Consider the following 22,869-nt stretch of genomic DNA (forward strand, 5'->3'; position numbering starts at 1 on the left):
CTCACGCGCCATGCGCCATGTACGACGCACCACGTGTACCGACCAACCGGTTACGTCGTCTCAAGGAGCGGAACGGATGGCCAACTTCGCCAAGTCCCGGGTGCCGCGTTTCTCCGCCGAGGTGTACCAGAACCCCTATCTCCCCGAGGGCGGGCGGGAGGTCCACGCCATCGTCACGGTCACCGCGACCGGCGGCGGCACGACCGGGGGCCGGCCGGTGCCGAGGGCGGGTACCGGCGAGCCGGACGCCGGCGTGGTGATCATGGTGGACTGCTCCGGGTCGATGGACCATCCGCCGGCGAAGCTGCGCGGCGCCCGGGAGGCGACGGCCGCCGCCCTCGACACCCTGCGCGACGGTGTCGGCTTCGCGGTGGTGGCCGGTACCCACCGGGCCGTCGAGGTCTACCCCGGCGACGGCCGGCTGGCGGCGGCCGGCGCGGCCACCCGTGCGCAGGCCAAGGAGGCGCTGCGCACGCTGACCGCAGGGGGCGGCACCGCCATCGGAAGCTGGCTGCGGCTGACCGGCCGGCTGCTGTCGTCCGCCGGGGCCGGCATCCGGCACGCCATCCTGCTCACCGACGGCCGCAACGAGCACGAGTCCCCGCGCGAGCTGCGGGACGCCCTGGACGCCTGCTCCGGGTCGTTCACCTGCGATGCCCGCGGTGTCGGCACGGACTGGGAGATCAAGGAGGTCACCGCCATCGCCTCGGCGCTGCTGGGCACCGCCGACATCGTCGCCGATCCGGCCGGTCTGACCGCCGACTTCACGCGCATGATGGAGACGGCGATGCGCAAGGAGGTCGCCGATGTCGGCCTGCGGCTGTGGACGCCGCTGGGCGCCGAGACCGTCTTCGTCAAGCAAGTGGCGCCCACCGTGGAGGACTTGACCGGCCGGCGCCGGGAGTCCGGTCCGCGGTCGGCGGACTATCCGACCGGGTCCTGGGGCGACGAGTCCCGCGACTACCACCTGTGCCTGCGGGTCCCGGCCGCCGGGATCGGGCAGGAAATGCTGGCCAGCCGGGTCTCGTTGATCTTCTCCGCCCCGGACGGCGATCCCGCGCAGAGCCCGCCGCGGCCCCTGTCGCAGGGCCTCGTACGGGCCTTGTGGACGGACGATGTGGCCGCTTCCACCGCGATCAACCCCCAGGTGGCGCACTACACGGGCCAGGCCGAACTGGCGCAAGCCATTCAACAGGGGCTCGATGCCCGCAAGTCGGGTGATATCGACGGTGCCACGGAGAAACTGGGCCGCGCGGTACAACTGGCCGGAGCCTCGGGGAACGAGGAGACTGCGAAACTCCTTGCGAAGGTGGTGGACGTCGTCGATACGGCGACCGGTACTGTGCGACTGAAGGCGAAGGTCGCCGAGGCGGACGAGATGACTCTCGAAACGCGCTCGACGAAAACCGTTCGCGTGAAGAAATAGCCACGATCAGTACCGAGCAGCACGACCGAAAGAAATCGGTACGGAGGGGGAAGAACCGACATGCCGACCTGCCCGAGCGGCCACCAGTCGGTGGCCGAAGACTGGTGCGAGGTGTGCGGCCAGCGGATGGCGGGCGCTGTCCCCCCGCCGCCCTCCTTGCCTGCAGGATTCCTGAACACACCGCCGCCCGGACAGCCCACCGGCCAGCCCGGCCCTCCGCAGGGCCAGCCCGGCCCGCCTCCCGGACAGCCCGGTCCGCCCCCCGGTGGTCCCGGTCCCGGCTTCGGTGGCCCCGGTGGCCCCGACTCCCAGGGCGGCCAGGGCGGCTATGGCTTCCCGCCTCCGCAGCAGCCCGGCCCCGGCGCGCCCGGCCCCGGTACCCAGGGCGGCCAGGGCGGATACGGGTTCCCGCCGCCGCAGCCCGGCCCTGACTCCCAGGGCGGCCAGGGTGGATACGGCTTCCCGCCTCCGCAGCCCCAGCAGCCCCAGCCTCCGCAGGGCGGCCCCGGCCCGTCCGGACAGCCCGAGACCTGCCCGCAGTGCGGTACGCCGCGTGAGGCGATGGCACCGTTCTGTGAGGGCTGCCGCTACAACTTCCTCACCAACTCCCCGACGTCCTACGCCCCGCCGCCCGGCCAGCAGCCGGGCCCGCCGCCCGGTGCCCCCGGTCCCGGCACGCAGGGCGGCCAGGGCGGATACGGCTTCCCGCCGCCCGCACCCGGTCCGCAGGGCGGTCCTCAGCAGGGTGGCCAGGGCGGTTACGGCTTCCCGCCGCCGCAGCCCCAGCAGCCCCAGCCCCCGCAGCAGCAGGGCATGCCCCCCGGCGGCCCCGGCCCTGGCGGGTTCCCCGACCAGCCCGGACCTGGCGGATTCCCGGACCAGCCCGGACCCGGCGGATTCCCCGACCAGCCCGGACCCGGCGGATTCCCGCCCGGCCCGCCCCCCGGCATGCCCGGACCCGGCCCGCAGGGCGGCCCGCCGCCGCAGCAGGGCGGCGACGACTGGACGCTGAACCCGCCGAGCGCCCAGGCCGCTCCCCCGCCGATGGCGCCCGCGCCGCCCGGCCCCGGTCCGCAGGCCCCGTACGAGCAGCAGCAGCCGCCCGCGCCGTTCCCGCCGCAGCAGCCGGGACCGTACGAGCAGCAGCCTCCGTTCGAGCAGCAACAGCAGCCCCCGTACGAGCAGCAGCCCGGCCCGTACGAGCAGCAGCAGATGCCGCCGCAGCAGCAGCCCGGCCCGGACCAGCAGTGGAACGGCGGACCCGGCCAGGGTCCCGCGGCACCGCCGCAGGGCCCGCCGCCGGTCGTCGGCGCCGGCTGGGTGGTGGCGGTCGCGCCGGACCGTGAGTACTTCATGGCGATGATGGGCCGCAGCGGCCCGGAGGCGGCGGGGCTCAACCTGCCCTCGTACTCCCCCGAGCAGGTGCTCCCGCTGAACGGCCAGATCGCGGTCGGCCGCCGCCGCAACAGCACCGGCGAGTCCCCGGACATCGACCTGGGCAGTGCGCCGGAGGACCCGGGCGTCTCGCACCAGCACGCGCTGCTGGTGCAGCAGCAGGACGGCAGCTGGGCGGTGGTGGACCAGAACTCCACCAACGGCACGACGATCAACCTCGCCGAGGACCCGATCCAGCCATATGTGCCGGTGCCGCTCCATGAGGGCGACCGGGTGCATGTCGGCGCCTGGACGACGCTGACCGTCCGCCGCGGCTGAGCAGCCGCCGGTCGTGCACGACCCCGGGGCGTGATCAACTGATCACGCCCCGGGGTCATTTCCGGCCACGGCCTACGACCGAAGTCCTCCGCCGGGACGTCTGCCACCATGGACGGGTGAACAAGATTCCACGCGGCACGCTCGAGGAGCAGACCTTCTACGAACAGGTCGGAGGCGAGGAGACCTTCCGGCGCCTGGTGCACCGCTTCTACCAGGGAGTCGCCGAGGACCCGCTGCTGCGGCCGATGTACCCGGAGGAGGACCTGGGTCCGGCCGAGGAGCGGCTTGCGCTCTTCCTCATGCAGTACTGGGGCGGCCCCCGCACGTACAGCGACGGCCGCGGTCACCCCCGGCTGCGGATGCGGCACGCCTCGTTCACCGTCGACCGGGCCGCCCACGACGCCTGGCTGCGGCACATGCGGGACGCGGTGGACTCCCTCGGCCTGTCCGAGAAGCACGAGACGCAGCTGTGGAACTACCTCACCTACGCCGCCGCCTCGATGGTCAACGCCGCGGACTGAGGAACGCCTCACACCGCCCCGCGCCTTCGCCCTCATGATCCGGCCAGGGTTATCCACAGCCCCCTCCGCCCGCGCCGCTCGTCTGACACCATTCGTTCATCTGTGTGGTGCTGAACGCGGTAAGGGGGATCCGTGTCCGGCTTTGTCTTTCTGCGGGTGCGCGCGCACCGTCTGCTGCTGGCCGCTGCCCTGCTCTCGGTGCTGCTCACCACGACCGTACTGACGACGCTCGCGGCCTTCTCCGGCGCGGTCGGGGACGCGGGGCTGCGGCAGGCGCTGCGGACCCGCGCCGCGGCGGCCGCCGCGTTACAGGTGAAGGCCCAACTCCCGCCCGGGGCACGGGACGCGGCCGACCGGGCGGTCGCCCGGGGCGCCCGGCGGGCCTTCGACGGGCTGCCGTTCACGGTGCACACACTGGTCCGCTCCGGGCCGTATGCGCTGCCCCGCACGCTGCGGGCGCCGGACACCCGCAAGGGTGAGCCGGATCTCACCCACCTCGCGGCCCTGGACCGCTCCCGTCTGACCCTCACCGCCGGCCACTGGCCCGGCCCGGCCGCGCACGGACGGCTGCCGGTCGCGCTGCCGGAGGCCGCGGCGGCCCGGCTGGGGGTCGCGCCCGGCCGCCGGTTCACCCTCGACAACCGGCTGTCCGGCCCCGCCCGTCTGGCGGTCGAGGTCACCGGCGTCTACCGGCCCAAGGACCGCGCCGACCCGTATTGGAAGCTCGACGACCTCGGCGGGCGCGGGGTGCGCACCGCCGGCTTCACCACGTACGGGCCGCTGCTCACCGATCCGGCGGCGTTCCGCGGCGGGTCGCCGGCCCAGGACTCGGTGGGCTGGCTCGCCACCGCCGACTTCCGCTCCCTGACCGCGGACCGGCTGGCCGAGCTGGCCGCCGCTGCCGGTCCGGCGCCCAAGGCGCTGATGGCCGACCCGGCGTTCGCGGGCCGGGCCACCGTCACCACCGATCTGCCCGCCGCGCTGGGACAGTTGCAGCGGGCGTTGCTGGTGAACCGTTCGACGATCCTGATCGTCGCGCTGCAGCTGATCCTGCTGGCGGGCTATGCGCTGCTGCTGGTCGCCCGGATGCTGAGCGCCGAGCGGACCGGCGAGACGGCGCTGCTGCGGGCCCGCGGCGCGTCCCGGCGGCGGATCGCGGGGCTGGCTCTGGCCGAGTCGCTGCTGCTGGCGGCCCCGGCCGCGGTCGGCGCGCCGCTGCTGGCCGGACCGCTGAGGCAACTGCTGGCCGGCCAGGGCGCCCTGGCCCGTATCGGGCTGCCGCTGGACACCGGGCTGACCGCGCCGGTCTGGCTGACCGGCCTCGGCGTGGCGCTGGGCTGCGCCCTCGCGGTGGCCGCGCCCGCACTGCTGCGGACCGGAGCGGACGGCCCGCGGCGACGGCGGGCGCGGACGCTGCCCGGTGGCACGGGGCTCTCTTCTCCTCGAACGGGGCTGAAGACCTGGGGAAGGACCGGGGCCGACCTCGGGCTGCTGGTGATCGCCGGGGTCGCCTACTGGCAGCTCCAGCGGCAGACGGCGGGCGGCGAGGGCACCGGCAGCGGGGTGCTGACCGGGGACTTTGCCGGCCAACTGGGCATCGATCCGGTGCTGGTGGCCGCCCCGGCGCTGGCGCTGCTCGCCGGTACGGTGCTGACGCTGCGGCTGCTGCCGCTCGCCGCCCGGATCGCCGAGCGGGGCGCGGCCGGCGGCCGGGGGCTGGCGGCGGCGCTGGCCGGCTGGCAGATCAGCCGCCGCCCCCTGCGCGGCGCCGGTCCCGTGCTGCTGCTGGTGCTGGCCACCGCCCTGGGGATGCTGGCGATCGGCCAGGGCGCGTCCTGGGACCGTTCGCAGGACGACCAGGCCGACTTCCGCGCGGGCGCTGCGGTGCGCGTACTCGCGGGCCGGACACCGCCGTTGGGCCAGGGCGGTGCGTATGCGGCGGTGCCGGGGGTGGCCGCGGCGCTGCCCGTCGGGCAGTCCGGTCTGGAGCTGTCGGACGGCCGGTCCTCCTCGCTGCTCGCGCTGGACGCCCGGCGGTCGGCGGGGGCCCTGCTGCTGCGCGGCGATCTCGTGGGCGGCGGCGCGGACGGCCCGAGGGGCCGGGCGGCGGACGGTGTGCTGCGCGCGGTGGCGCCGGACCACGGTGCCCCGGCGGGGGTGCAACTTCCGCCGGGCAGCGACAGGTTACGGCTGACCGCCGCGCTGCGCTCGCTGCGGGCGCTGCCGCCCGGCCCCGGGCAGCAGTCCCCCGGGCAGCAGGCCGCCGGGCGCGACACCGGGCCGGTGCCGGCGAGCCTCTCCGTCCTCGTCACCGACCGCCACGGCATCCCGTACACCGTGCCGCTCGGCCCGCTCGCGGCCGACGGCGCACCGCACACCCTGAGCGCGGACCTCGGCGCCGCGGCCGGCGCCCCGGCGGGCCGCCCGGCGGGTCCACTGCGGCTGACCGGTCTGCTCGTCGACACGGACCAGTCGCCGGTCTCGCACCGTCAGCGGCTCACCGTCACCGCCGTGGAGGCCGCCACCGGCCACGGCCCGGCCCGGTCCCTCGCCGCGCCCGCCGCCCTCGCCTGGAAGGCGCGGATCACCGACGAGAGCAGCTCCGTGGGCGAGCCGTCCGGGCCCAGGGCGGGCCGGTCCCAGGTCCCCGACGGCGGGCTGCTGTCCCAGACGTACGACACCGGCGCCAGGCTGGACGACTGGGGGGCCGCGGTGACCACGGTGCGGATCACCGCCGCGCACCCCGCGCGTCCGCCGCTCGCCGCCGTCGCCACCGAGGCGTATCTGCGCGACAGCGGATCGCGGACCGGCTCCCTCGTCGAGGTGCCGGTCAACGGCAGTCCGCTGAAGGCCCGGATCATCCGGGCGGTGCGGGCGCTGCCGGGTCCGGCGGACGCGCCGGACACGGGCGGACTGCTGGTCGACCTCGGTGCCGTCAACGAGGCGCTGTCCGACCGCGGCGCGCTGCCGTTGACCGCCACCGAGTGGTGGCTGCACCCTCGGCCGGGCGCGTCGGCCGAGGTCGTCGAGGCGCTGCGGGACCGCCCCGACACCGACCCGGGCCAGGTGCTGGTCCGGGACGAGATCGCCGGGCAGCTGCACGACGATCCGCTGGGGCTCGGCCCGCAGACCGCGCTGACCGCGGCGGCCGCGGTCGCGGTGGCCCTGGCGGCGGTCGGCTTCGCCGTCAGTGCCGCCGGTTCGGTCCGCGAACGGGCCCGGGAATTCGCCGTGTTGCGGGCCCTGGGGGCGCCGCGCCCGCAGCTGGCCCGGATGATCGTCGCCGAGCAGGGCGTCCTGATCGCGCTGGCGCTGGGTGTCGGTGCGGCGCTGGGGACGGTGCTGACCCGGGCGGTCGTCCCGCTGATCGTGCTGACCGAGCAGGCGGGCCGCCCGGTGCCGCCGGTGCTGGTGGAGCTGCCGCCGGGGCCGGTGGCCGCGCTGCTCGCGGCGGTCGCGGCGGTGCCGCTGCTGGTCGTCGCGGCCATCGGGCTGCGCCGCGGCGATCCGGTGCGGGCCCTGCGCAGCCAAGGAGTGCAGTGAGATGACAAGGCATGCCGTGGGGACGGTCCGGCGGGGTGAGCGCCGGTGACGGCACGGAACGGGCGGAGCCGGCCGCGTCCGGCGCGCGCGGCGGCACTGGCCCTGGGCGCGCTGGTGCTGGTCACCGCGTTTCTCGCGGCGGCGTTCCCGCGAGGGGTGGAGGCGTACGAGACGCGGGGAGTGCGCCATGCGCTCGGCTCGGTGCCGGCCGGCCAGCGGACGGTGGAGATCACCGTCTCGCGTACGGACATGACCGGCGGCGACCCCGCGGCCGCCTGTGCCGCGGGAGAGCTGACCCGCCAGGACCGGGCGATCCGGGGCCAGTTCCGCGCCCCGCTGCGGATCGCCGGGGGCGAGTCGCAGCACGGCGTACGCACCACCAAGCCGTTGTCCGCACAGGACGCCTGGCTGCCCCGGCCCGACGGCGTCGCTCCCGGCCTCTCGCTGTACGCGGCCGCCGGGCTCGCCGCCCATGCCACCCTCGCCGAGGGCCGGCTGCCGCACGGCGCGCCCCCCGGGAAGCACACCCTGGAAGCGGCGGTCACCGTCGCCACCGCACGCGCCCTCGCCCTGCACGTCGGCAGCGAACTCCACCTGGAGGGCCTGACCGTACGGATCTCCGGGCTGCTCACCCCACGCGCCCCGGACAGCGCGTACTGGTCCGTGGACCCCCTGATGGCGGCCGCGCGCCAGGACACCACGCCGGGCCTTCCGCCGCACCAGTTCTGGCGTGCCGGGCTGCTGCTGTCGCCGCAGGACGGCCCGGCGCTGCTGTCCACCGGGGGCGAGCCGGAGAAGTTCTGGCGCTACCCGCTCGACACCCGCGCGCTGACCGCCCGGGACGCCCCGCTGCTGCGGGACCGGCTGGTCTCCCTCGAACACGGCGCCGCGCTCGCCCGGTTGCGTGCGGTGGCGGGCGGCGGTGCGCTGGCCGACAGCGCGGTGGACGGACTGCTGGACGCTTTCGTGCGGACGCGGACGGCGGTCGCGCCGGTCATCGCGGTGGCCGCGTACGGCATCGGCACCGTCGCGGGGGTGGTGCTGCTGATGACCGCCGGGCTCACCGCGGCGCGCCGGCATGCCGAACTCGCCCTGCTGCGGGCCCGTGGTGCGTCACTGGCCGGGCTGGCCGGGCGGATGGCGGCGGAGACCGGGGCGGTGGCACTGCCCGCGGCGGCGGCCGGGGCCGGTCTGGCGCTGCTGCTGGTGCCCGGGGAGGGGGTGCTGCCCTCACTCCTGACGGCGGCCGGGGCCGGGCTGCTGGGGACGCTCGCGCTGCCGTTGCGGGCGGTCGTCGCGCACCGTCGTCCGCGTCCCGTGGAGCGCGCCGACGCGGCGGGCGCCCGTCCCTCCCGGCGCCGTATGGTCGCCGAACTGACCGTGCTGATACTGGCGGTGGGGGCGGTGCTCGCCCTGCGGGGCCGCAGCACGGCGACGGGCGGGGTGGACGCCCTGGTCAGCGCCGCCCCGGTGCTGATCGGCGTGATCGCCGCGCTGGTCCTGATGCGCCTCTATCCGCTCCCGCTGCGGCTGGCGGCCCGCCCCGCCGCCCGCACCGCCGGGCTGACCGGTTTTCTGTCGCTGGCCCGCGCGGGCCGCGCCCCGGGCACCGCCGGACTGCCGCTGCTGGCCCTGGTGGTGGCGCTGACCACGGCGTCCTTCGGCGGCTCGGTGCTGGCCGGGGTCGCCGCGGCACGGGACCGTGCGGCGCTGACCGCGGTCGGCGCCGAGGCCCGGATCTCGGCCGGCAAACCGCTCCCCGAGGAGCTGCGGCGGGCGGTCGGCAAGGTGCCGGGCGTCGTGGACGCGGTACCGCTGCGCATCGACGTCCAGGCCGCCGACGACAACGGGCCGCCCCTCTACCTGGTCATCGCCGACGCCGAGGCGTACTCCCGGCTCGCGCGGGCCACCGGCCTGGGCGCGTTCGCCGCGCGGGACCTGGCCGACCCCGGCGGCGACCGGCCGCTGCCCGCGCTGGTGTCCCCCCGTTTCCTCACCCGCTTCGGGCACGCGCCGATGGCCCTGCAGCCGGAGTTCGGCCAGCTCGTCATCCGCCCGAAGACCGTACGCGCCGACACCCCCGCGCAGCCCGGCGGCGACTTCGTCGTCATCGACGCCGGGAGCGTCGCCCGCCGCCACCCGGACACCTACCGCGACCCCGCCACCGGGCCCTCCACCCTCCTGCTGTCCGGCCGCTCCCTGGACACCGGGGCGCTGCGCTCCGCCGTGCGCGCCCACGCCCCGGCGTCGCTGTCCGTCCGGCTGGCGCTGCGCTCCGCCGTACGCGCCGAGTTCGCCGACTCGCCCCTCCAGCAGGGCGCGGTACGCCTCTACACCGCCGCGGTCGCGGCCGGCGCCGGCTTCGCCCTGCTCGCCCTGTTCCTGTCCCTCCTCCAGTCCGCCCCGGAGCGCACCCAACTCCTGGCCAGGCTGCGCACGATGGGGCTGCCCCGGGCCCAGGGGCGGCGGCTGCTGGTTCTGGAGGCACTGCCGCAGGCAGTCCTCGCGGCGCTCGGCGGCGCCCTGGCCGGCACCGCCACGATCCGGCTGCTGGGCCCCGGTACGGACCTCACCACGCTCGCCCTCCCCGGCACCTCGGGCGGCGGCGCACCGGGCAGCGTCGTACGACTGCACACCGATCCCGCGTCCCTGCTGCTGCCGTCGGCGGGCGTGGTCGCCCTGGCCCTGGCGGTCGCCCTGGCCCAGGCCTGGCTGAGCGGACGGCGACGCGAGAGCACCGAGTTGAGAGCGGGGGACACCCGATGACCACACGGCCCGACGGCACACCACCGGACACACCCGTCCCCGGGGCGGCCCCGGCCTCCGCGCCCCGGCCCGCCGCCACCAGCCTGGCCGAGCTGGAGCGGCGCGCGGCCTCCCGGCGCGGGCAGCCCGCCTACGGGCATGACGCACTGATCGCCTGCGACCGCCTGGTGCGGGTCTTCTCCACCGACGGGGTGGAGGTGCAGGCCCTCCAAGGGCTCGATCTGCTGGTCGCGGAGGGCGAGTTGATGGCGCTGGTCGGGGCGTCCGGCAGCGGCAAGTCAACCCTGATGAACATCCTGGCCGGTCTGGACGTGCCGACCGCGGGTGCCGCCACGGTCGCCGGCCGCGATCTGCTGACGATGGACGCCAAGGCGCGGCTCGGCTACCGCCGCGAGGTGGTCGGCTTCGTCTGGCAGCAGACCGCCCGCAATCTGCTGCCCTATCTGACGGCCCAGCAGAACGTGATGCTGCCGATGCAGCTGCGGGGCGGCCGGCGGCGGGCGGCCCGTGCGAAAGCGGCCGAGGAGCTGCTGTCGATGCTCTCGCTCGACCACTGCGGGGACCGGCGTCCGCACCAGCTCTCCGGCGGCGAACAGCAGCGCACCGCCATCGCGGTGGCGCTGGCCAACACCCCGTCCGTCCTGCTGGCCGACGAGCCGACCGGCGAGCTCGACTCGCACACCGCCGAGCAGGTCTTCACGGCCTTCCGCACCGCCAACGAGGAGCTCGGCACCACCATCGTGATCGTCACCCATGACCAGGCGGTGGCGAGCGAGGTACGGCGCACGGTCGCGATCCGCGACGGCCGTACGTCCTCGGAGGTGCTGCGGCGTACCGAACGGGACGCCGCAACCGGCCAGGAGTCCCTGGTGGCACGCGAGTACGCGATGCTCGACCGGGCGGGCCGCCTCCAACTGCCGGCCGACTACACCAGCAGCCTGGGCATGGCACACCGCGTCCTGCTGGAGCTGGAGAGCGACCACATCGGGGTGTGGCCGGACCACACGGCGGACGGGGCGGCGCGGGGCGGGGGCGGGGCCGAGGGCGGGGGCGGGGCCGAGGGCGTCAGCGAGGGGGCGGACGAGGGCGGGGGCGCGGGTGAGCGCGGGGGCGTGGACGAGCGCGGAGGCACGGACGAGCGCGGAGGCACGGACGAGCGCAGGGGCGCGGCTGAGCGCGGAGGCGCGGACGAGCGCGGGAGCTCGGACGGGGGTGGCTGACCGGCCTCGATGCGGGGCCGTCGCCGGGGTGATCGGCGCGCCGAGCGGCCCTCACCGGCAACTGACTCACCGGCAACCGCCTCACCGGGCAGCTGACTCCTCGGCAACCGCCTCACCGGGCAACTGCCTGCCTCCCCGCCGGCCGTTCCCGTCAGACCGGTGTCACCGTGAGGCCCGACAGCCCGGTCAGCCCGCTCGGGCCGCCGGTCCGTACGGCGATCGACCCGTACGGGGTGCTCAGCCGCAGCCAGCCGCCCGCGGACAGCAGACTCAGCGGCTGAGGGCCGGACTGCGCGGGCCGGGCGCCGGGAGAGGTGCCGCCCGCGAGCGCGCCGGTCCGCGCCGGCCGCAGAAAGCCCAGCGACTGCGCGGCATGGGCGGCGCGCAGCGGGAGATGGGTGTCGCCGAGGGTGCGCGACCAGATCTCCCGGCCGATGCGGTCCCGTTCGGTGCGGGTGCGGTGCTGCGGCGGCAACGCCTCGTCACGGGCGCGGAATTCGGTGACCGCGGCGGCCACCGCCCGCACCAGGGCCTCGGGCGTGGGCAGCCCCGGCACCCGCTGCCAGCCGCCGCGCGGCGGCAGCATCCCGGTCCACGGCGGACCGGTGACGGCGGCGGGCACGGTCAGCACGTCAGCCGCCCCGTCCACGCCTTCGAGGAGTTCACCGGCGGAGACCGTCCGGTCCAGGCCGGTGTCGTCGGCGAGCCGGGCGGTGCGGATCGCCAGTACCTCGAAGGACGGCGGGCGGCCGAAGACGGCGAGCACCCCGCCGCCGGCCTGGAGCCGTACCGCGGCGGCGCGGTCGTAGTGGATCAGGCGGGCGAGGAAGGCGGCGAGATCCGCCGCCTCCCCCGCATCGGCCAGGTGCAGCGCCGTCATACCGCGGCGGATCCCTCCTGGTGCGCGGCGTCGTCCAGATACTCCTTGAGGATCGCCTTCTCCTCCGCGGTGAGGCGGCGGGGACGCTCCTCGGTGAAGTCGAACGGGACGACGACGGTCGAGGCCCGCAGGTAGAGGGTGTCCTCGTCCTTGACCTCGTAGCCGACCGTCATCGACGCGGCGCTGATCTTCGTCACCCACAACTCGACGGTCACCGGGGCGTGCCGGTGGACCAGCGGCCGCACATAGTCGATCTCGTGCCGGGCGACGACCGAGCCGCCCGTGAACGACGGGCTGCCGCCCCCCGGCGCCAGCCGGTGCATGAAGTCGATCCGCGCCTCTTCGAGGTAGCGGACGAACACCGCGTTGTTGACATGGCCGAACGCGTCCATGTCCGACCAGCGCAGGGGGCAGGAGTAGAGGTGTCGCACGCCGGTCAGCCCCGGGTGAGCTTCTTGTACGTGGCGCGGTGCGGGCGGGCCGCGTCCGCACCGAGGCGCTCGATCTTGTTCTTCTCGTAGGACTCGAAGTTGCCCTCGAACCAGAACCACCGGGAGTCGCCCTCGTACGCCAGGATGTGCGTGGCGACGCGGTCGAGGAACCAGCGGTCGTGGGAGACGACCACGGCGCAGCCCGGGAATTCCAGGAGCGCGTTCTCCAGCGACGACAGGGTCTCGACGTCGAGGTCGTTGGTCGGCTCGTCGAGGAGCAGCAGGTTGCCGCCCTGCTTGAGGGTGAGCGCCAGGTTGAGGCGGTTGCGCTCACCACCGGAGAGCACACCGGCCGGCTTCTGCTGGTCCGGGCCCTTGAAGCCGAACGCGGAGACATACGCCCGCGAGGGCATCTCGACCTGGCCGACGTTGATGTAGTCCAGCTCGTCGGAGACCACGGCCCACAGGGTCTTCTTGGGGTCGATGTTCTCGCGGCTCTGGTCGACGTAGGAGATCTTGACGGTCTCGCCGACCTTGATGTCGCCGGAGTCCGGGGTCTCCAGGCCCTGCAGCATCTTGAACAGCGTGGTCTTGCCGGCGCCGTTCGGGCCGATGATGCCGACGATGCCGTTGCGCGGCAGGGTGAAGCTCAGGTCCTCGATCAGGACCTTCTCGCCGAAGGCCTTGTTGAGCTTGTCGACCTCGACGACGACATTGCCCAGACGCGGGCCCGGCGGGATCTGGATCTCCTCGAAGTCCAGCTTCCGCATCTTGTCGGCCTCGGCGGCCATTTCCTCGTAACGGGCCAGTCGCGACTTGGACTTGGCCTGCCGCCCCTTGGCGTTGGAGCGGACCCACTCCAGCTCTTCCTTCAGACGCTTCGCACGCTTGGCGTCCTTCTGGCCCTCGACCTTGAGACGGGTCTGCTTGGTCTCCAGGTACTTGGAGTAGTTGCCCTCGTAGCCGTGCAGGCGGCCGCGGTCGACCTCGCAGATCCACTGGGCGACGTGGTCGAGGAAGTACCGGTCGTGGGTGACGGCGACGACGGTGCCGGGGTACTTCGCCAGGTGCTGCTCCAGCCACTGCACGGACTCGGCGTCCAGGTGGTTGGTGGGCTCGTCGAGGAGCAGCAGGTCGGGGGCCTCCAGCAGCAGCTTGCACAGCGCGACACGGCGGCGCTCACCACCGGAGAGGTTGGTGACGGGCCAGTCGCCGGGCGGGCAGCCGAGGGCGTCCATGGCCTGCTCCAGCTGAGTGTCCAGGTCCCACGCGTTGGCGTGGTCGAGGTCCTCCTGGAGCTTGCCCATCTCCTCCATGAGCTCGTCGGAGTAGTCGGTCGCCATCAGCTCGGCGACCTCGTTGAAGCGGTGGAGCTTGCCCATGATCTCGGCAGCGCCGTCCTGCACGTTCTGCAGCACGGTCTTCGACTCGTCCAGCGGCGGCTCCTGCAGGAGCATGCCGACGGTGTAGCCCGGGGAGATGAACGCGTCACCGTTCGACGGCTGCTCGAGCCCGGCCATGATCTTGAGCACCGTGGACTTACCGGCGCCGTTGGGACCCACGACACCGATCTTTGCGCCCGGCAGGAAGCTCAGCGTCACGTCATCGAGGATGACCTTGTCGCCGTGCGCCTTGCGCGCCTTGCGCATCGTGTAGATGTACTCAGCCAAGAGAAACCGTCCGGCAGATTGGATCGATCAGGGTCTGTGCGGCACCGCCCCGGGGCCATCGTGCCTGGCGACCGTGGGAGGGCAGATACACCCCATCTTGCCGTACGCCTGCGCTCAGGCGGAAACGAGTAGGTCAGCACACCCCTGCTCAGCACCGACCTGCCACGACTCGGTGTCCGCTTGATTGCCGTCTGTCAGCGTTGATCACTCGGGCTCGGGCCTTTGCCGTACGTTCGCCATCAGACGCCGGCCGCCGCATATCTGCCATCTGCTATCTGCATATCTGCCATCCGCGCTGTCCCACGTCTGCCCGCCCACGCCGGAGGCGGGAAACGCCGAAGACCGGAAACACCGAAGGCCGGGAACACTGAAGGCCGGGAACGCCGAAGGCCCCGGAGCGCTGCTGCGCTCCGGGGCCCTGGGGTACCTCACCGGCGACCACCCACTCACCCTCGGGTCATCGAGTCACCCTCGGGTCACCGAGTGGTCGCCACGTACGGCCGGACACCGGGGGTCACCGGCCGCCGGGTGTCACTGGGCGGGGGTGCCGGCCTTCTTCTTACGGAGGAAGAACACCGCTGCGCCGCCGACCACGACGAGGACGACCGCGATGCCCGCGATCATCGGGGTGGCGTTGCTGGAGCCGGTCTCGGCGAGGTCGCCGCCCTTGTCCCCACCGGTGTCCCCACCGGTGCTGCCGCCGACCGAGGCCGGGCTGGGCTGGCTGGAGGGCTTGCCGCCGCCGCTGCCGGCGGTCTTGCAGTCCAGGACGCCGGAGAACGACTTCTTGAAGCCGCCCTCACCCTTGATCGTGATGTCGTACGGCTGGTCCTCGGCCACCGGAACGGTCACGGTCTGCGACTTGCCCGGAGCGATCTCGTAGTCCTTGCCGGAGAGCTGGAAGCGGAACGCCTCATCGCCCTTGTTGCTCGCCGTGACGTCCACGCCACCCTTGGCGCAGTTCTTCTCGGCGGTGATCGCCGGGATGGCGCCCTGCTTCTTCCAGGAGAACGTGGCGGCCGCGGAGACCGTGGACTCGCTGGAGCCGGCCAGGATCTGGGTCTGGCTCTTGGCGTGCTCACCGATGCCGGTGAAGGCACGGCCGACCGGGACCTTGGTGGCGGCCTGCGCGGTCAGCGAGCTGCTGCCGTCCGCGGCGCCCGCGGGCACGTCGAAGAACAGCTGGGTGCCGTCGGTCGCGCTGGTGACCGGCTTGCCGTCCTTGCCGACGACCTTGGCACCGGCAGGCACACCGGCGGCCGGGGAGATCGTGACGCTGTCGGCGTTGGTGTGCACGGTGACCGGGCCGAGCTTGCTGCCGGACTTGCCGGAGACGGCCGGCGGGTCGAGCGTCAGCGAGGCCTTGGGCTCGGCGACGTTCTGCGCGCTCTTCTCGAGGTAGTCGGCGAGCTTCTCGGCCGCCGGGTCGACCGCGTCCACCTTGGCGTGGTCGGAGAAGCGCCAGATCGCGACCTGGGTGCCGGCCGCGGCGGTCTTCTCGGTGAGGTTCCCGGCACCGGCCTTGGCGGCGAGCGCGGCCAGGTCGTTCACCTGCGGGTACGAGTTCTGCAGAATCCAGCGGATCTTGCCCGCGTCCCCGTTGTTGTGCAGCGACGAGGCGCTCCAGGGCACTTCCTGGTACTTCGCCTGCTGCTGCGTCGGGTTGTGGATGTCGATGCAGTACGTCTGGAGCGTGCCGCCGTTGTCGACCGCCATCTCGAAGAGCCCGGCGCCTACGCGCTGGTCCCCTCCGTCGTTGTGCACGACCGCCTGGTCGAAGGTCTTCAGACCACCGAGTGTGGCGGTGGCACCCCCGTGGGAGGGGGTCGTCTCGTCCGCCGCGGCAGGCCCCGCGGTGGCTATCGCACCCGCCGCGACCAGGCCGGAGGCCACGACCGCGGCGGCAAGGCGGGCTGCGCCCCGCCTCTTTATCGAAAGCATGAAATTCCCCTCTGGGCGAGGCGGTCGAGTGGGAGAGGTTGCCTCGCCGGAAAGATCCCAAAGAACTCAACAGCCGAACACGTCAGCCCCCGTGAGTACTTGTCGGATCTTAAGGAGCAGGTGCACCAGGGTCCCCAGTAATGGCATCCCATAAGCGATCCGACTCGTAATCGTTACCGACAACGGGCACCCTGACTTGGCATTATCGACAAATCGCCTGGACTTTTCAGGGCACAGTCAACGTCTCGGGCGAATGGGTCACGGCTGAAGGTGGTCCGGAGGAGCCCCGTGGAGACTCAGCGACGGCTGCAATCCCGCTGGTCGTAGGCGTTTCGGCGACCGTGGAGGCCTTCTCGGCCGTCTGCCCCTTGAGAACTGCCGGAGCTCTGGCGCCTCTCCGTGTTCTGGCGGCTGACGGTGCTTTGGCGGCCGGCTTTCCTCTGGAGGCCGGCGGTGCCGTGGCGGCCGTCTTTGCCTTGACGGCAGCCTCTGATGTGTCGGCCTCCGTCGGTGCGTTGGCGGTCGTCCGGCTGCGTTCTTCCGGCAACGCGCCTTCCCATAAATCTTGTTGCAATGGTGGAGAGGGGCGCGATGGTGGCGATGGCTGCGGAGACGGGGGCAGGGGCGAGGACGGGGACGGGGGCGATTGCGAGGGATGCCGTTGCGGTGGTGCTGACGAGTCCGGTGCCGGGGCCGATTGCGGCGCCGGGGTTGGTCGCTGCGCCGGGGAAGGTTCCGGAGCCGGCGTCGACTGCTGAGCCGGGGCCGGTGGCCCATCCGCTCCCGTACGCAGCGCCCGGAGGACTCTCCGGAATGCGGCGGTGCCGCGCGTGAGATCGTGGCCGATCGCCACGGCATCAACCTCCGCCGAGAACCAGCGCTGCCCGCCCTTCTCAGGTGGCTGTTCCCCCTCCCGCAGCCGTAACCGTCCCTGGACGATGAGTGGTTCGCCCACTGCCACGGACGCCGCCACATTGTCGGCGAGCCCACGCCACGACCGGACCGTATAGAAACTCGTCTCCCCGTCGGTCCAGCGTTCCTGCGCCTTGTCCCACCTCCGGGACGTCGCCGCCAGCCGGAACCTCGCGACCGTCACGCCCGCCGCCGTCAGCCGGTGCTCCACCGCCGTCGCGGCGTTTCCCACCAGCGTCACCATCGTGTCGTTCACCTGCTACGCCTCCCCCGTGTCCTGCGCTCGCTCTCGTCACTTGCCGCTCTGGTCACGTGCTGCGTGACGCTCTCGTCACGTGCTGCTCGCGCTGCGTTGATCTCATGCTGCACGGGTTCGGCGAGCGCCGCGGCGGCGTGTGGACAGGTGGCCGGCTGTGGACAACTCGGCCACCCGGAAGAGGGATCACGGCGGGCTGTTCACAGCCCGCCGGTCACCGTCCTCCCTCCCCGCCGCCTGCCGGCAACCGTCGGGCGTTCCTCTCCCTCCCCGGGCGCCACGGCTCGCTCCCGGACGTCACGGCCGTCCGCCGCCCCGCTGCCCGGCCGTCCCACCGCCCCCGCCGGTCACCAACTCCCGCCCCCGCCCACCCATTGCTTCCTTGCGCCGTCACACGCCCGATGCCACCGCGTACTGCTCCCGCACCTCGCGGTAGCGCAACAGCTCGGCGGCGACCGGCTCCAGCACCCGCGCCCGCCCGCACGCCGCCGCCGCACTCCGCAGCCGCCGCTCGGCGTCCTGCCCGTAACGCCGGGCCGGGCCGCGCGCCACCACCCGGCACATCCACGCCAGCGCCGGCCCGCCCACCGACCCGAGCACCGCGGGCAGCAGCCCGGAGATCCAGGCCGTCGCCTCGCCCACGCCCGTGACCGCACCCAGCAGCCACAGGACACCGACGACTTGGAGTACGGACAACATCCCCTGGAGCGAGGCGGCAACCGTCCACCACCGCGGCTTCACGGCCGGCCCGCCCCGTAGCGACTCCTCGGCCTCCGCCGCCACCTTGTCCAGTGCCTCGGGCAGACCGTAGGCACCGCGGTCCGCCGCGTCCCGCACCGCGTGGGCCCAGGGCGCCGGCAACCCGTGCGCCGCCTCGGCGGCCACCGTGCGGACGGCATGTTCCACCACTGGCCGGGCCGCCGCCCGGCCGTCCACCACCGACGCGTCCCCGGGACCGGCCGCAGCAGCCCCATCAGCGCGCCGATGCCCGGCCGCAGACTGCCGCCCCACCGGGCCCTGCTGGATACCGGTCCGCCCGCCGGCGGTCAGTTCCTCGGCCCCGTCGCCGTTCCACCCGGTACGGCTCAGCCCCGCGCGGGCCTGCCCCGCGGCACCCCGCCCGTCCTGGCTCCGCCCCACTCCCGCCCGCCCGATTAGACGTCCCCGCGCCGCACCGCCCCACCCCACATCGGTCCGCCCGACGTCCGCCGCCCCAGCACCCGTACGCCCTCCCCGAGAAGCCCCCACCCCCGTCGTCCCAGCCCCCGTCGTCCCAGCCCCCGCCGTCCCCACTCCCGCCAGCCCCGCTCCCGTCATCCCCACATCGGTCGCCCCCCACCCCGAAGCCAAGGGCCCCCCGGCTCCCCCGCCTCCCCCGCATCCGCATCCGCATCCGCATCCGCGACCACGGAGACCCACAGGCACGCTCCGCATACCGCAGCCAATCGCGTTCCGCCGCCCGCCCGGTGGCCACCGCCCCCACCGCCTCCGCCAAACGGTCATCGAACTCCGCGCGGGACCGTTCGGTCAGCCCGACCCGGCTCTGCGCCACATACACCGACCGCAACCGCTCGGTCGCCGCATCCACATCCGCCGCCAGCCGCCGGTCCGCCGCACCCCGTTCCGCGACGAACTGGCCGAGCGCCTCCCGCAGTTCCCCCACGCCCCTGCCGGTCGCGGCGGAGAGCGCGAGCACCGCCGCCCCGGGCTCCCCGTGCTCGCCGAGCGCCAGCCCGTCCTCGTCCAGCAGCCGGCGCAGATCGTCCACCACCTGGTCGGCGGCGTCCCCGGGAAGCCGGTCCACCTGGTTGAGGACGACGAACATGACCTCGGCGTAGCCCGCCAACGGCCGCAAATACCGCTCGTGCAGCACCGCGTCCGCGTACTTCTCCGGGTCCACCACCCAGATCACCGCGTCCACGAGCTCCAGCATCCGGTCCACCTGCGCGCGGTGCTCGGTGGCCGAGGAGTCGTGGTCGGGCAGGTCGATCAGGATGAGTCCGCGCAGCTCGGAGCTGCCGTCCGCCGGGACGTGCCGGCGGTGGGTGGGCACGCCCAGCCGGTGCAACAACCCGTCCGCGCCCGGCCGACTACCCGGCCAGACGCAGGCCACCGGCTCCGCGGTCGTCGGCCGCCGCGGCCCGACCTGCGAACGGTTCGCTCCGGCCAGCGCGTTGAACAGCGATGACTTACCGCTGCCGGTCGCCCCCGCGATGGCGACGACGGTGTGCTCACCCGACAGCCGGTACCGCTCGTCCGCCGTCTCCAGTACCCGGCCCGCGCCCTCCAGCGTCCGCCCGTCCAGCCGGGTCCGGGACAGCGCGATCAACTCCCGCAACGCATCCAACCGCCCGCGTAGCCCGCCCCCCACGGCCCGCCGCCCCCCGTCCGCGGCCCACCGGTACGCGCCTCCACCACCGCTCTCCACGTCGGCAGGCGAACGCGGCTGCACCATCGCCTCCATACGCCAGTCGGCACGTGACGCGCTACGTGCTCCGCCACTACGGGCCCTCTCCATACGGGCTTCCGCACCATGCCCTTCCGCGCCACGGAAATCCGCACCATGCCCTTCCGCGCCACGGAAATCCGCACCGCGCCCTTCCGCGCCACGGAAATCCGCGCCACGGGCTTCCGCAGTCCGGGATTCCGCAGGGTGGGTTCCCCTGGCACCAGCCCCCTCCGCCGAGGCCCCACCTCCCGCCCGCACACCTGACTCGCCCCGGGCCCCGACCGGCACGCCAACCCCTGCCGCAACGCCCGCCCCAACAGGCGCCCCAACAGGCGGCCCCACCCGCGTCGTCGGCCTGGGCACCCCCGCATCCCGCGCCCGCCGCGCAATCAACCCGTCATCCCACGCCCCGCCCACGCCCACCCCTGGTACAGCCGACCCCCCAGCCGCTCCCGGTTCCTCCTCCGCCACCGACACCGCAGCCCCGTGAGCCTCCCGAGCCTCCGCCGCCCCCACATCCTCCCCAGAAGTCACAGTCACCACGGGCGCCACAGACGCGGCACCCACCCCAGGCTCCCCCTCCACGGCAGACGCCATCGCCACCACCGACTCCCCCGGCCTCCCGCCTCCCCCAGACACCCCGCCCTCCACCAACGCTCCACCGTCCCCCGGAGCCCTCCCTCCCCCCGACGTCACGCCCCTCCCCGACATCACGTCCCTCCCCGACGCCACATCCCTCCTCGACGCCACACCACCCTCAACCTGCGTCACGTCCGCCCCCGCCACCTCACCGGCCTCCCCCTCCCCCGTCCCCCGCCCGTTGCCCCCCGAGCCCTCCCCGGAACCAGCCACCTCGGAATTGCTCACCCCGACACCTCCTCCTTCTCCATCGCCCTCGCCCGCTCCTCCGCCTGCCGCTGCTCCCGCGGCCTTTCCTTCTCCATCCCCTCCGGCTTCTCCATCTCCTTCTGCTTCTCCTTCTGCACTACGGACAGCGCGGCGATCAGCTCCGCCTGCTGGTCCAGTGGCACGGTCAGCTGGTCCAGCGGTGCCAGCCGTCGCTCGCGCTCACCGTCCAGCGCGCGCTCCAGGTAGATGGCCAGAAGCCGTCCGCCCCGCTCACAGAGCCGCAGCGCGGTCTGGGCGCCCAACAGGTCGGCGAGGTTCTCGCCCGCCGTACGGGCGCGACGGCCGCCGAGCAGAGCGGTGGCCAACAGCGCGGCCGACTCCTCCGGCTCCACCGACCCCGCACGCTCCCCGGCCTGTCCGGCGCGCGCCTCACGGGTCTCCTCCTCGGCCAGCTCCTCCAGACAGCGCCGCCAGCGCCGGACGATCACACCGAGCCGGCCACCCGCACCCGAGGCGCCCGCGGCGGCCGTCAGCGAGACCTCGGCCGCCGCGGGATCCCGCCGCCAGGCATCCGCCGCCCGCTCATCGGCCTCGTCCACGGCGCAGGTCAGCAGCGAGGTGAGCCCGTCGGTCAGCGCGTCGAGCAGCTCGTCCGACCGGCCGTCGAGCCCATGGTCACGCCAGTGGGCACGCGCGTCCCCGGACAGCACCTCACCGGCCGCGACCTCCTGCCGTACCCGCTCCGCGGCCCGCTCGTACGCCTCCTCGACCCGGCCGGCCAGCCGCAGGGCCGCGGCGTGCTGGGCGGCGGCGGCCCCGGCCAGCGCGGGCAGCCGGCTGCGCAACGAGGCGATCACCCCGGCTGCCGTGCGCTCCGCCGCGGCGGCGCGGGCGACAGGATCCTGGGCATGCCGCTCCAGCCAGCCGCGCAGCGCCGCGACGGCCGTGGCGGGCAACAGCCCGCTCCCCCCGCCGGCGGACTCGGGCAGCTCGGGAATGGTGAACCGGGGGACATGGCCGAGACCGGCCCGCTGGAGAAGTTCGGCGTACCGCCCGGAGATGTCGGTGGCGATCTGATGCGGCACCCGGTCCAGCACGGTCACCAGCGTGACGTCGTACTCCTTGGCCGTACGCAGCAGATGCCAGGGCACCGCATCCGCGTACCGGGCGGCCGTGGTGACCAGCACCCACACATCCGCCGCGCAGATCAGTTCGGCGGCCAGCTCCCGGTTCCGCGCGACCAGCGAATCAATGTCCGGTGCGTCCAACAACGCCAGCCCGCTCGGCAACGCCGGATCCGTCTCGATCCGCACCGTCAGCATCCCCGCCTCGGCCCCGCCCCCCACCGCGGCCGCACTCCCGTCCCTCCCGAGGCCTACGCCACTCCCCCCACCCACACCGCCGTACGCCCCATAACCATCACCAGCCGCACCACCCCCACCCACCGCAGAGCCACACCCATACCCCTCCGCAGCCCCCTCCGCCTCCCGCTCCCGCTCTCGATACACCTGGGACCCCTCAGAAGCCCCAGACGCCTCGCACCCAGCCGCTCCCACCCCATGAGCACCAACCACCCCGTGCGCGCCGCCCTGCCCCTCCTGACACGCCCCCAGCCCATGCCCCCCATCGGACTCACGGTGGCCCCGCTCTCCCCCATGCACCCCATGCCCCTCATGTCCCCCGTGAGACCCACGCTCCGCACAGGCCCCGTGCGCCATGCGGGCGCCCTGCCCGCCGACCACCGCGCGCCCACCGCCGGCCGCCGGCCCGCCCACACCATGGACCCCGACCCCGTAATCCCCCCGGCCCAGGCCACCACCCGCCGCATACTCCCCCTCGCCCCCGTCATCCTGCTCAGGCACCCACACGCGGGCGAGCTGCGGCAGGACGCGCGGTCCGGCGAACCAGTGGAGATCGTCGGGGTGGCAGACCAGCACCGGCGTACGCGTCGTCGGACGCAGCACCCCGGCCTCCGAGACCCGCCGCCCCACCAGCGAATTGACCAGCGTGGACTTGCCCGCACCGGTCGATCCGCCGATCACTGCGAGCAGCGGGGCCTGAGGAGAGCGCAGCCGGGGAATCACATAGTCGTCGAGCTGGGCGAGCAGCTCGGCCCGGTTGCGCCGGGCGCGGGCAGCGCCCCGGAGTGGCAGTGGAAAGCGTGCGGCGTCGACGCGGTTACGCAGAACGGACAGTGCGTCGATCAGCCGGGGTCGTACGTCCAAGGTCGCCACATGTGCAGAATGCCCAATTTCGTTGGGTTTTTGAAGCGTATAACCCCTCGTGCGCGCC

At 74.1% G+C, this 22,869-nt stretch carries 13 protein-coding genes and 2 pseudogenes; 6 read left to right on the forward strand and 9 right to left on the reverse strand.

The features are described from left to right. Positions 1-76 precede the first annotated feature (76 nt). From NUT86_RS14850 to NUT86_RS14875, 6 genes are all read left to right on the forward strand, one after another. Entirely contained in the window at positions 77-1,426 is a 1,350-nt protein-coding gene (locus NUT86_RS14850; protein WP_274735654.1) for a vWA domain-containing protein, read from the forward strand. A 60-nt stretch (positions 1,427-1,486) separates the two neighbouring features. Further along, a complete protein-coding gene (locus tag NUT86_RS14855; protein WP_274735656.1) occupies positions 1,487-3,139 on the forward strand; it encodes an FHA domain-containing protein in 1,653 nt (550 codons plus the stop codon). A gap of 116 nt (positions 3,140-3,255) precedes the next feature. Then, entirely contained in the window at positions 3,256-3,660 is a 405-nt protein-coding gene (locus NUT86_RS14860) for a globin (protein WP_274735658.1), read from the forward strand. A 132-nt stretch (positions 3,661-3,792) separates the two neighbouring features. Next, a complete protein-coding gene (locus NUT86_RS14865; RefSeq protein ID WP_274735660.1) occupies positions 3,793-7,203 on the forward strand; it encodes an FtsX-like permease family protein in 3,411 nt (1,136 codons plus the stop codon). Positions 7,204-7,248: 45 nt separating this feature from the next. After that, positions 7,249-9,969 (forward strand): FtsX-like permease family protein, encoded by a 2,721-nt coding sequence (locus NUT86_RS14870; protein WP_274735663.1) that lies wholly within the window; start codon positions 7,249-7,251, stop codon positions 9,967-9,969. Then, positions 9,966-11,189: an ABC transporter ATP-binding protein gene (locus tag NUT86_RS14875; RefSeq protein WP_274735665.1), complete on the forward strand. Its 1,224-nt coding sequence runs from the start codon at positions 9,966-9,968 to the stop codon at positions 11,187-11,189. The genes NUT86_RS14870 and NUT86_RS14875 overlap by 4 nt, the downstream gene beginning before the upstream one ends. 151 nt (positions 11,190-11,340) lie before the next feature. On the opposite strand, the gene NUT86_RS14880 is transcribed toward NUT86_RS14875, so the two are convergent. The 9 genes and pseudogenes from NUT86_RS14880 to NUT86_RS40650 form a co-directional block, all read right to left on the reverse strand. Continuing rightward, the gene (locus tag NUT86_RS14880; protein WP_274735667.1) at positions 11,341-12,069 is read right to left on the reverse strand and encodes a hypothetical protein; all 729 of its coding nucleotides are present in this window, start codon (positions 12,067-12,069) and stop codon (positions 11,341-11,343) included. Next, a complete protein-coding gene (locus tag NUT86_RS14885) occupies positions 12,066-12,500 on the reverse strand; it encodes an acyl-CoA thioesterase (RefSeq protein ID WP_093643990.1) in 435 nt (144 codons plus the stop codon). Before NUT86_RS14885 ends, NUT86_RS14880 begins: the two co-directional genes overlap by 4 nt. 5 nt (positions 12,501-12,505) lie before the next feature. Continuing rightward, entirely contained in the window at positions 12,506-14,170 is a 1,665-nt protein-coding gene (gene ettA, locus NUT86_RS14890; RefSeq protein ID WP_127150879.1) for an energy-dependent translational throttle protein EttA, read from the reverse strand. Between the two features lie 531 nt (positions 14,171-14,701). Further along, entirely contained in the window at positions 14,702-16,111 is a 1,410-nt protein-coding gene (locus NUT86_RS14895; RefSeq protein WP_148592418.1) for an LAETG motif-containing sortase-dependent surface protein, read from the reverse strand. A 226-nt stretch (positions 16,112-16,337) separates the two neighbouring features. Next, positions 16,338-17,267, reverse strand: coding sequence for a single-stranded DNA-binding protein (locus NUT86_RS40645; RefSeq protein WP_381684411.1), 930 nt, complete (start codon positions 17,265-17,267; stop codon positions 16,338-16,340). A 402-nt stretch (positions 17,268-17,669) separates the two neighbouring features. Then, a pseudogene (locus NUT86_RS40445) lies at positions 17,670-18,212 on the reverse strand (ATP-binding protein); the annotation flags it as partial. Between the two features lie 40 nt (positions 18,213-18,252). Then, positions 18,253-19,734: a YfjP family GTPase gene (locus NUT86_RS40450; protein WP_342456282.1), complete on the reverse strand. Its 1,482-nt coding sequence runs from the start codon at positions 19,732-19,734 to the stop codon at positions 18,253-18,255. A gap of 126 nt (positions 19,735-19,860) precedes the next feature. After that, positions 19,861-20,439 (reverse strand): annotated as a pseudogene (locus NUT86_RS40455) (hypothetical protein); the annotation flags it as partial. 152 nt (positions 20,440-20,591) lie between these two features. Beyond that, positions 20,592-22,811 carry an ATP-binding protein gene (locus NUT86_RS40650; protein WP_381684409.1) on the reverse strand — a complete coding sequence of 740 codons (2,220 nt, stop codon included), beginning with the start codon at positions 22,809-22,811 and terminating at the stop codon, positions 20,592-20,594. Positions 22,812-22,869: the final 58 nt, after the last annotated feature.

It is taken from the genome of Streptomyces sp. G7(2002) (assembly GCF_028870195.1).
Classification (GTDB): domain Bacteria; phylum Actinomycetota; class Actinomycetes; order Streptomycetales; family Streptomycetaceae; genus Streptomyces; species Streptomyces nigrescens.

Excerpts from the sequence above, each read along its gene's own strand:
- NUT86_RS14850 (WP_274735654.1), top strand. The coding sequence starts at position 77 with ATGGCCAACTTCGCCAAGTCCCGGGTGCCGCGTTTCTCCGCCGAGGTG.
- NUT86_RS14855 (WP_274735656.1), top strand. The coding sequence starts at position 1,487 with ATGCCGACCTGCCCGAGCGGCCACCAGTCGGTGGCCGAAGACTGGTGC.
- NUT86_RS14875 (WP_274735665.1), top strand. The coding sequence starts at position 9,966 with ATGACCACACGGCCCGACGGCACACCACCGGACACACCCGTCCCCGGG.
- NUT86_RS14880 (WP_274735667.1), bottom strand. The coding sequence starts at position 12,069 with ATGACGGCGCTGCACCTGGCCGATGCGGGGGAGGCGGCGGATCTCGCC.
- NUT86_RS14895 (WP_148592418.1), bottom strand. The coding sequence starts at position 16,111 with ATGCTTTCGATAAAGAGGCGGGGCGCAGCCCGCCTTGCCGCCGCGGTC.
- NUT86_RS40645 (WP_381684411.1), bottom strand. The coding sequence starts at position 17,267 with ATGGTGACGCTGGTGGGAAACGCCGCGACGGCGGTGGAGCACCGGCTG.
- NUT86_RS40450 (WP_342456282.1), bottom strand. The coding sequence starts at position 19,734 with ATGGTGCAGCCGCGTTCGCCTGCCGACGTGGAGAGCGGTGGTGGAGGC.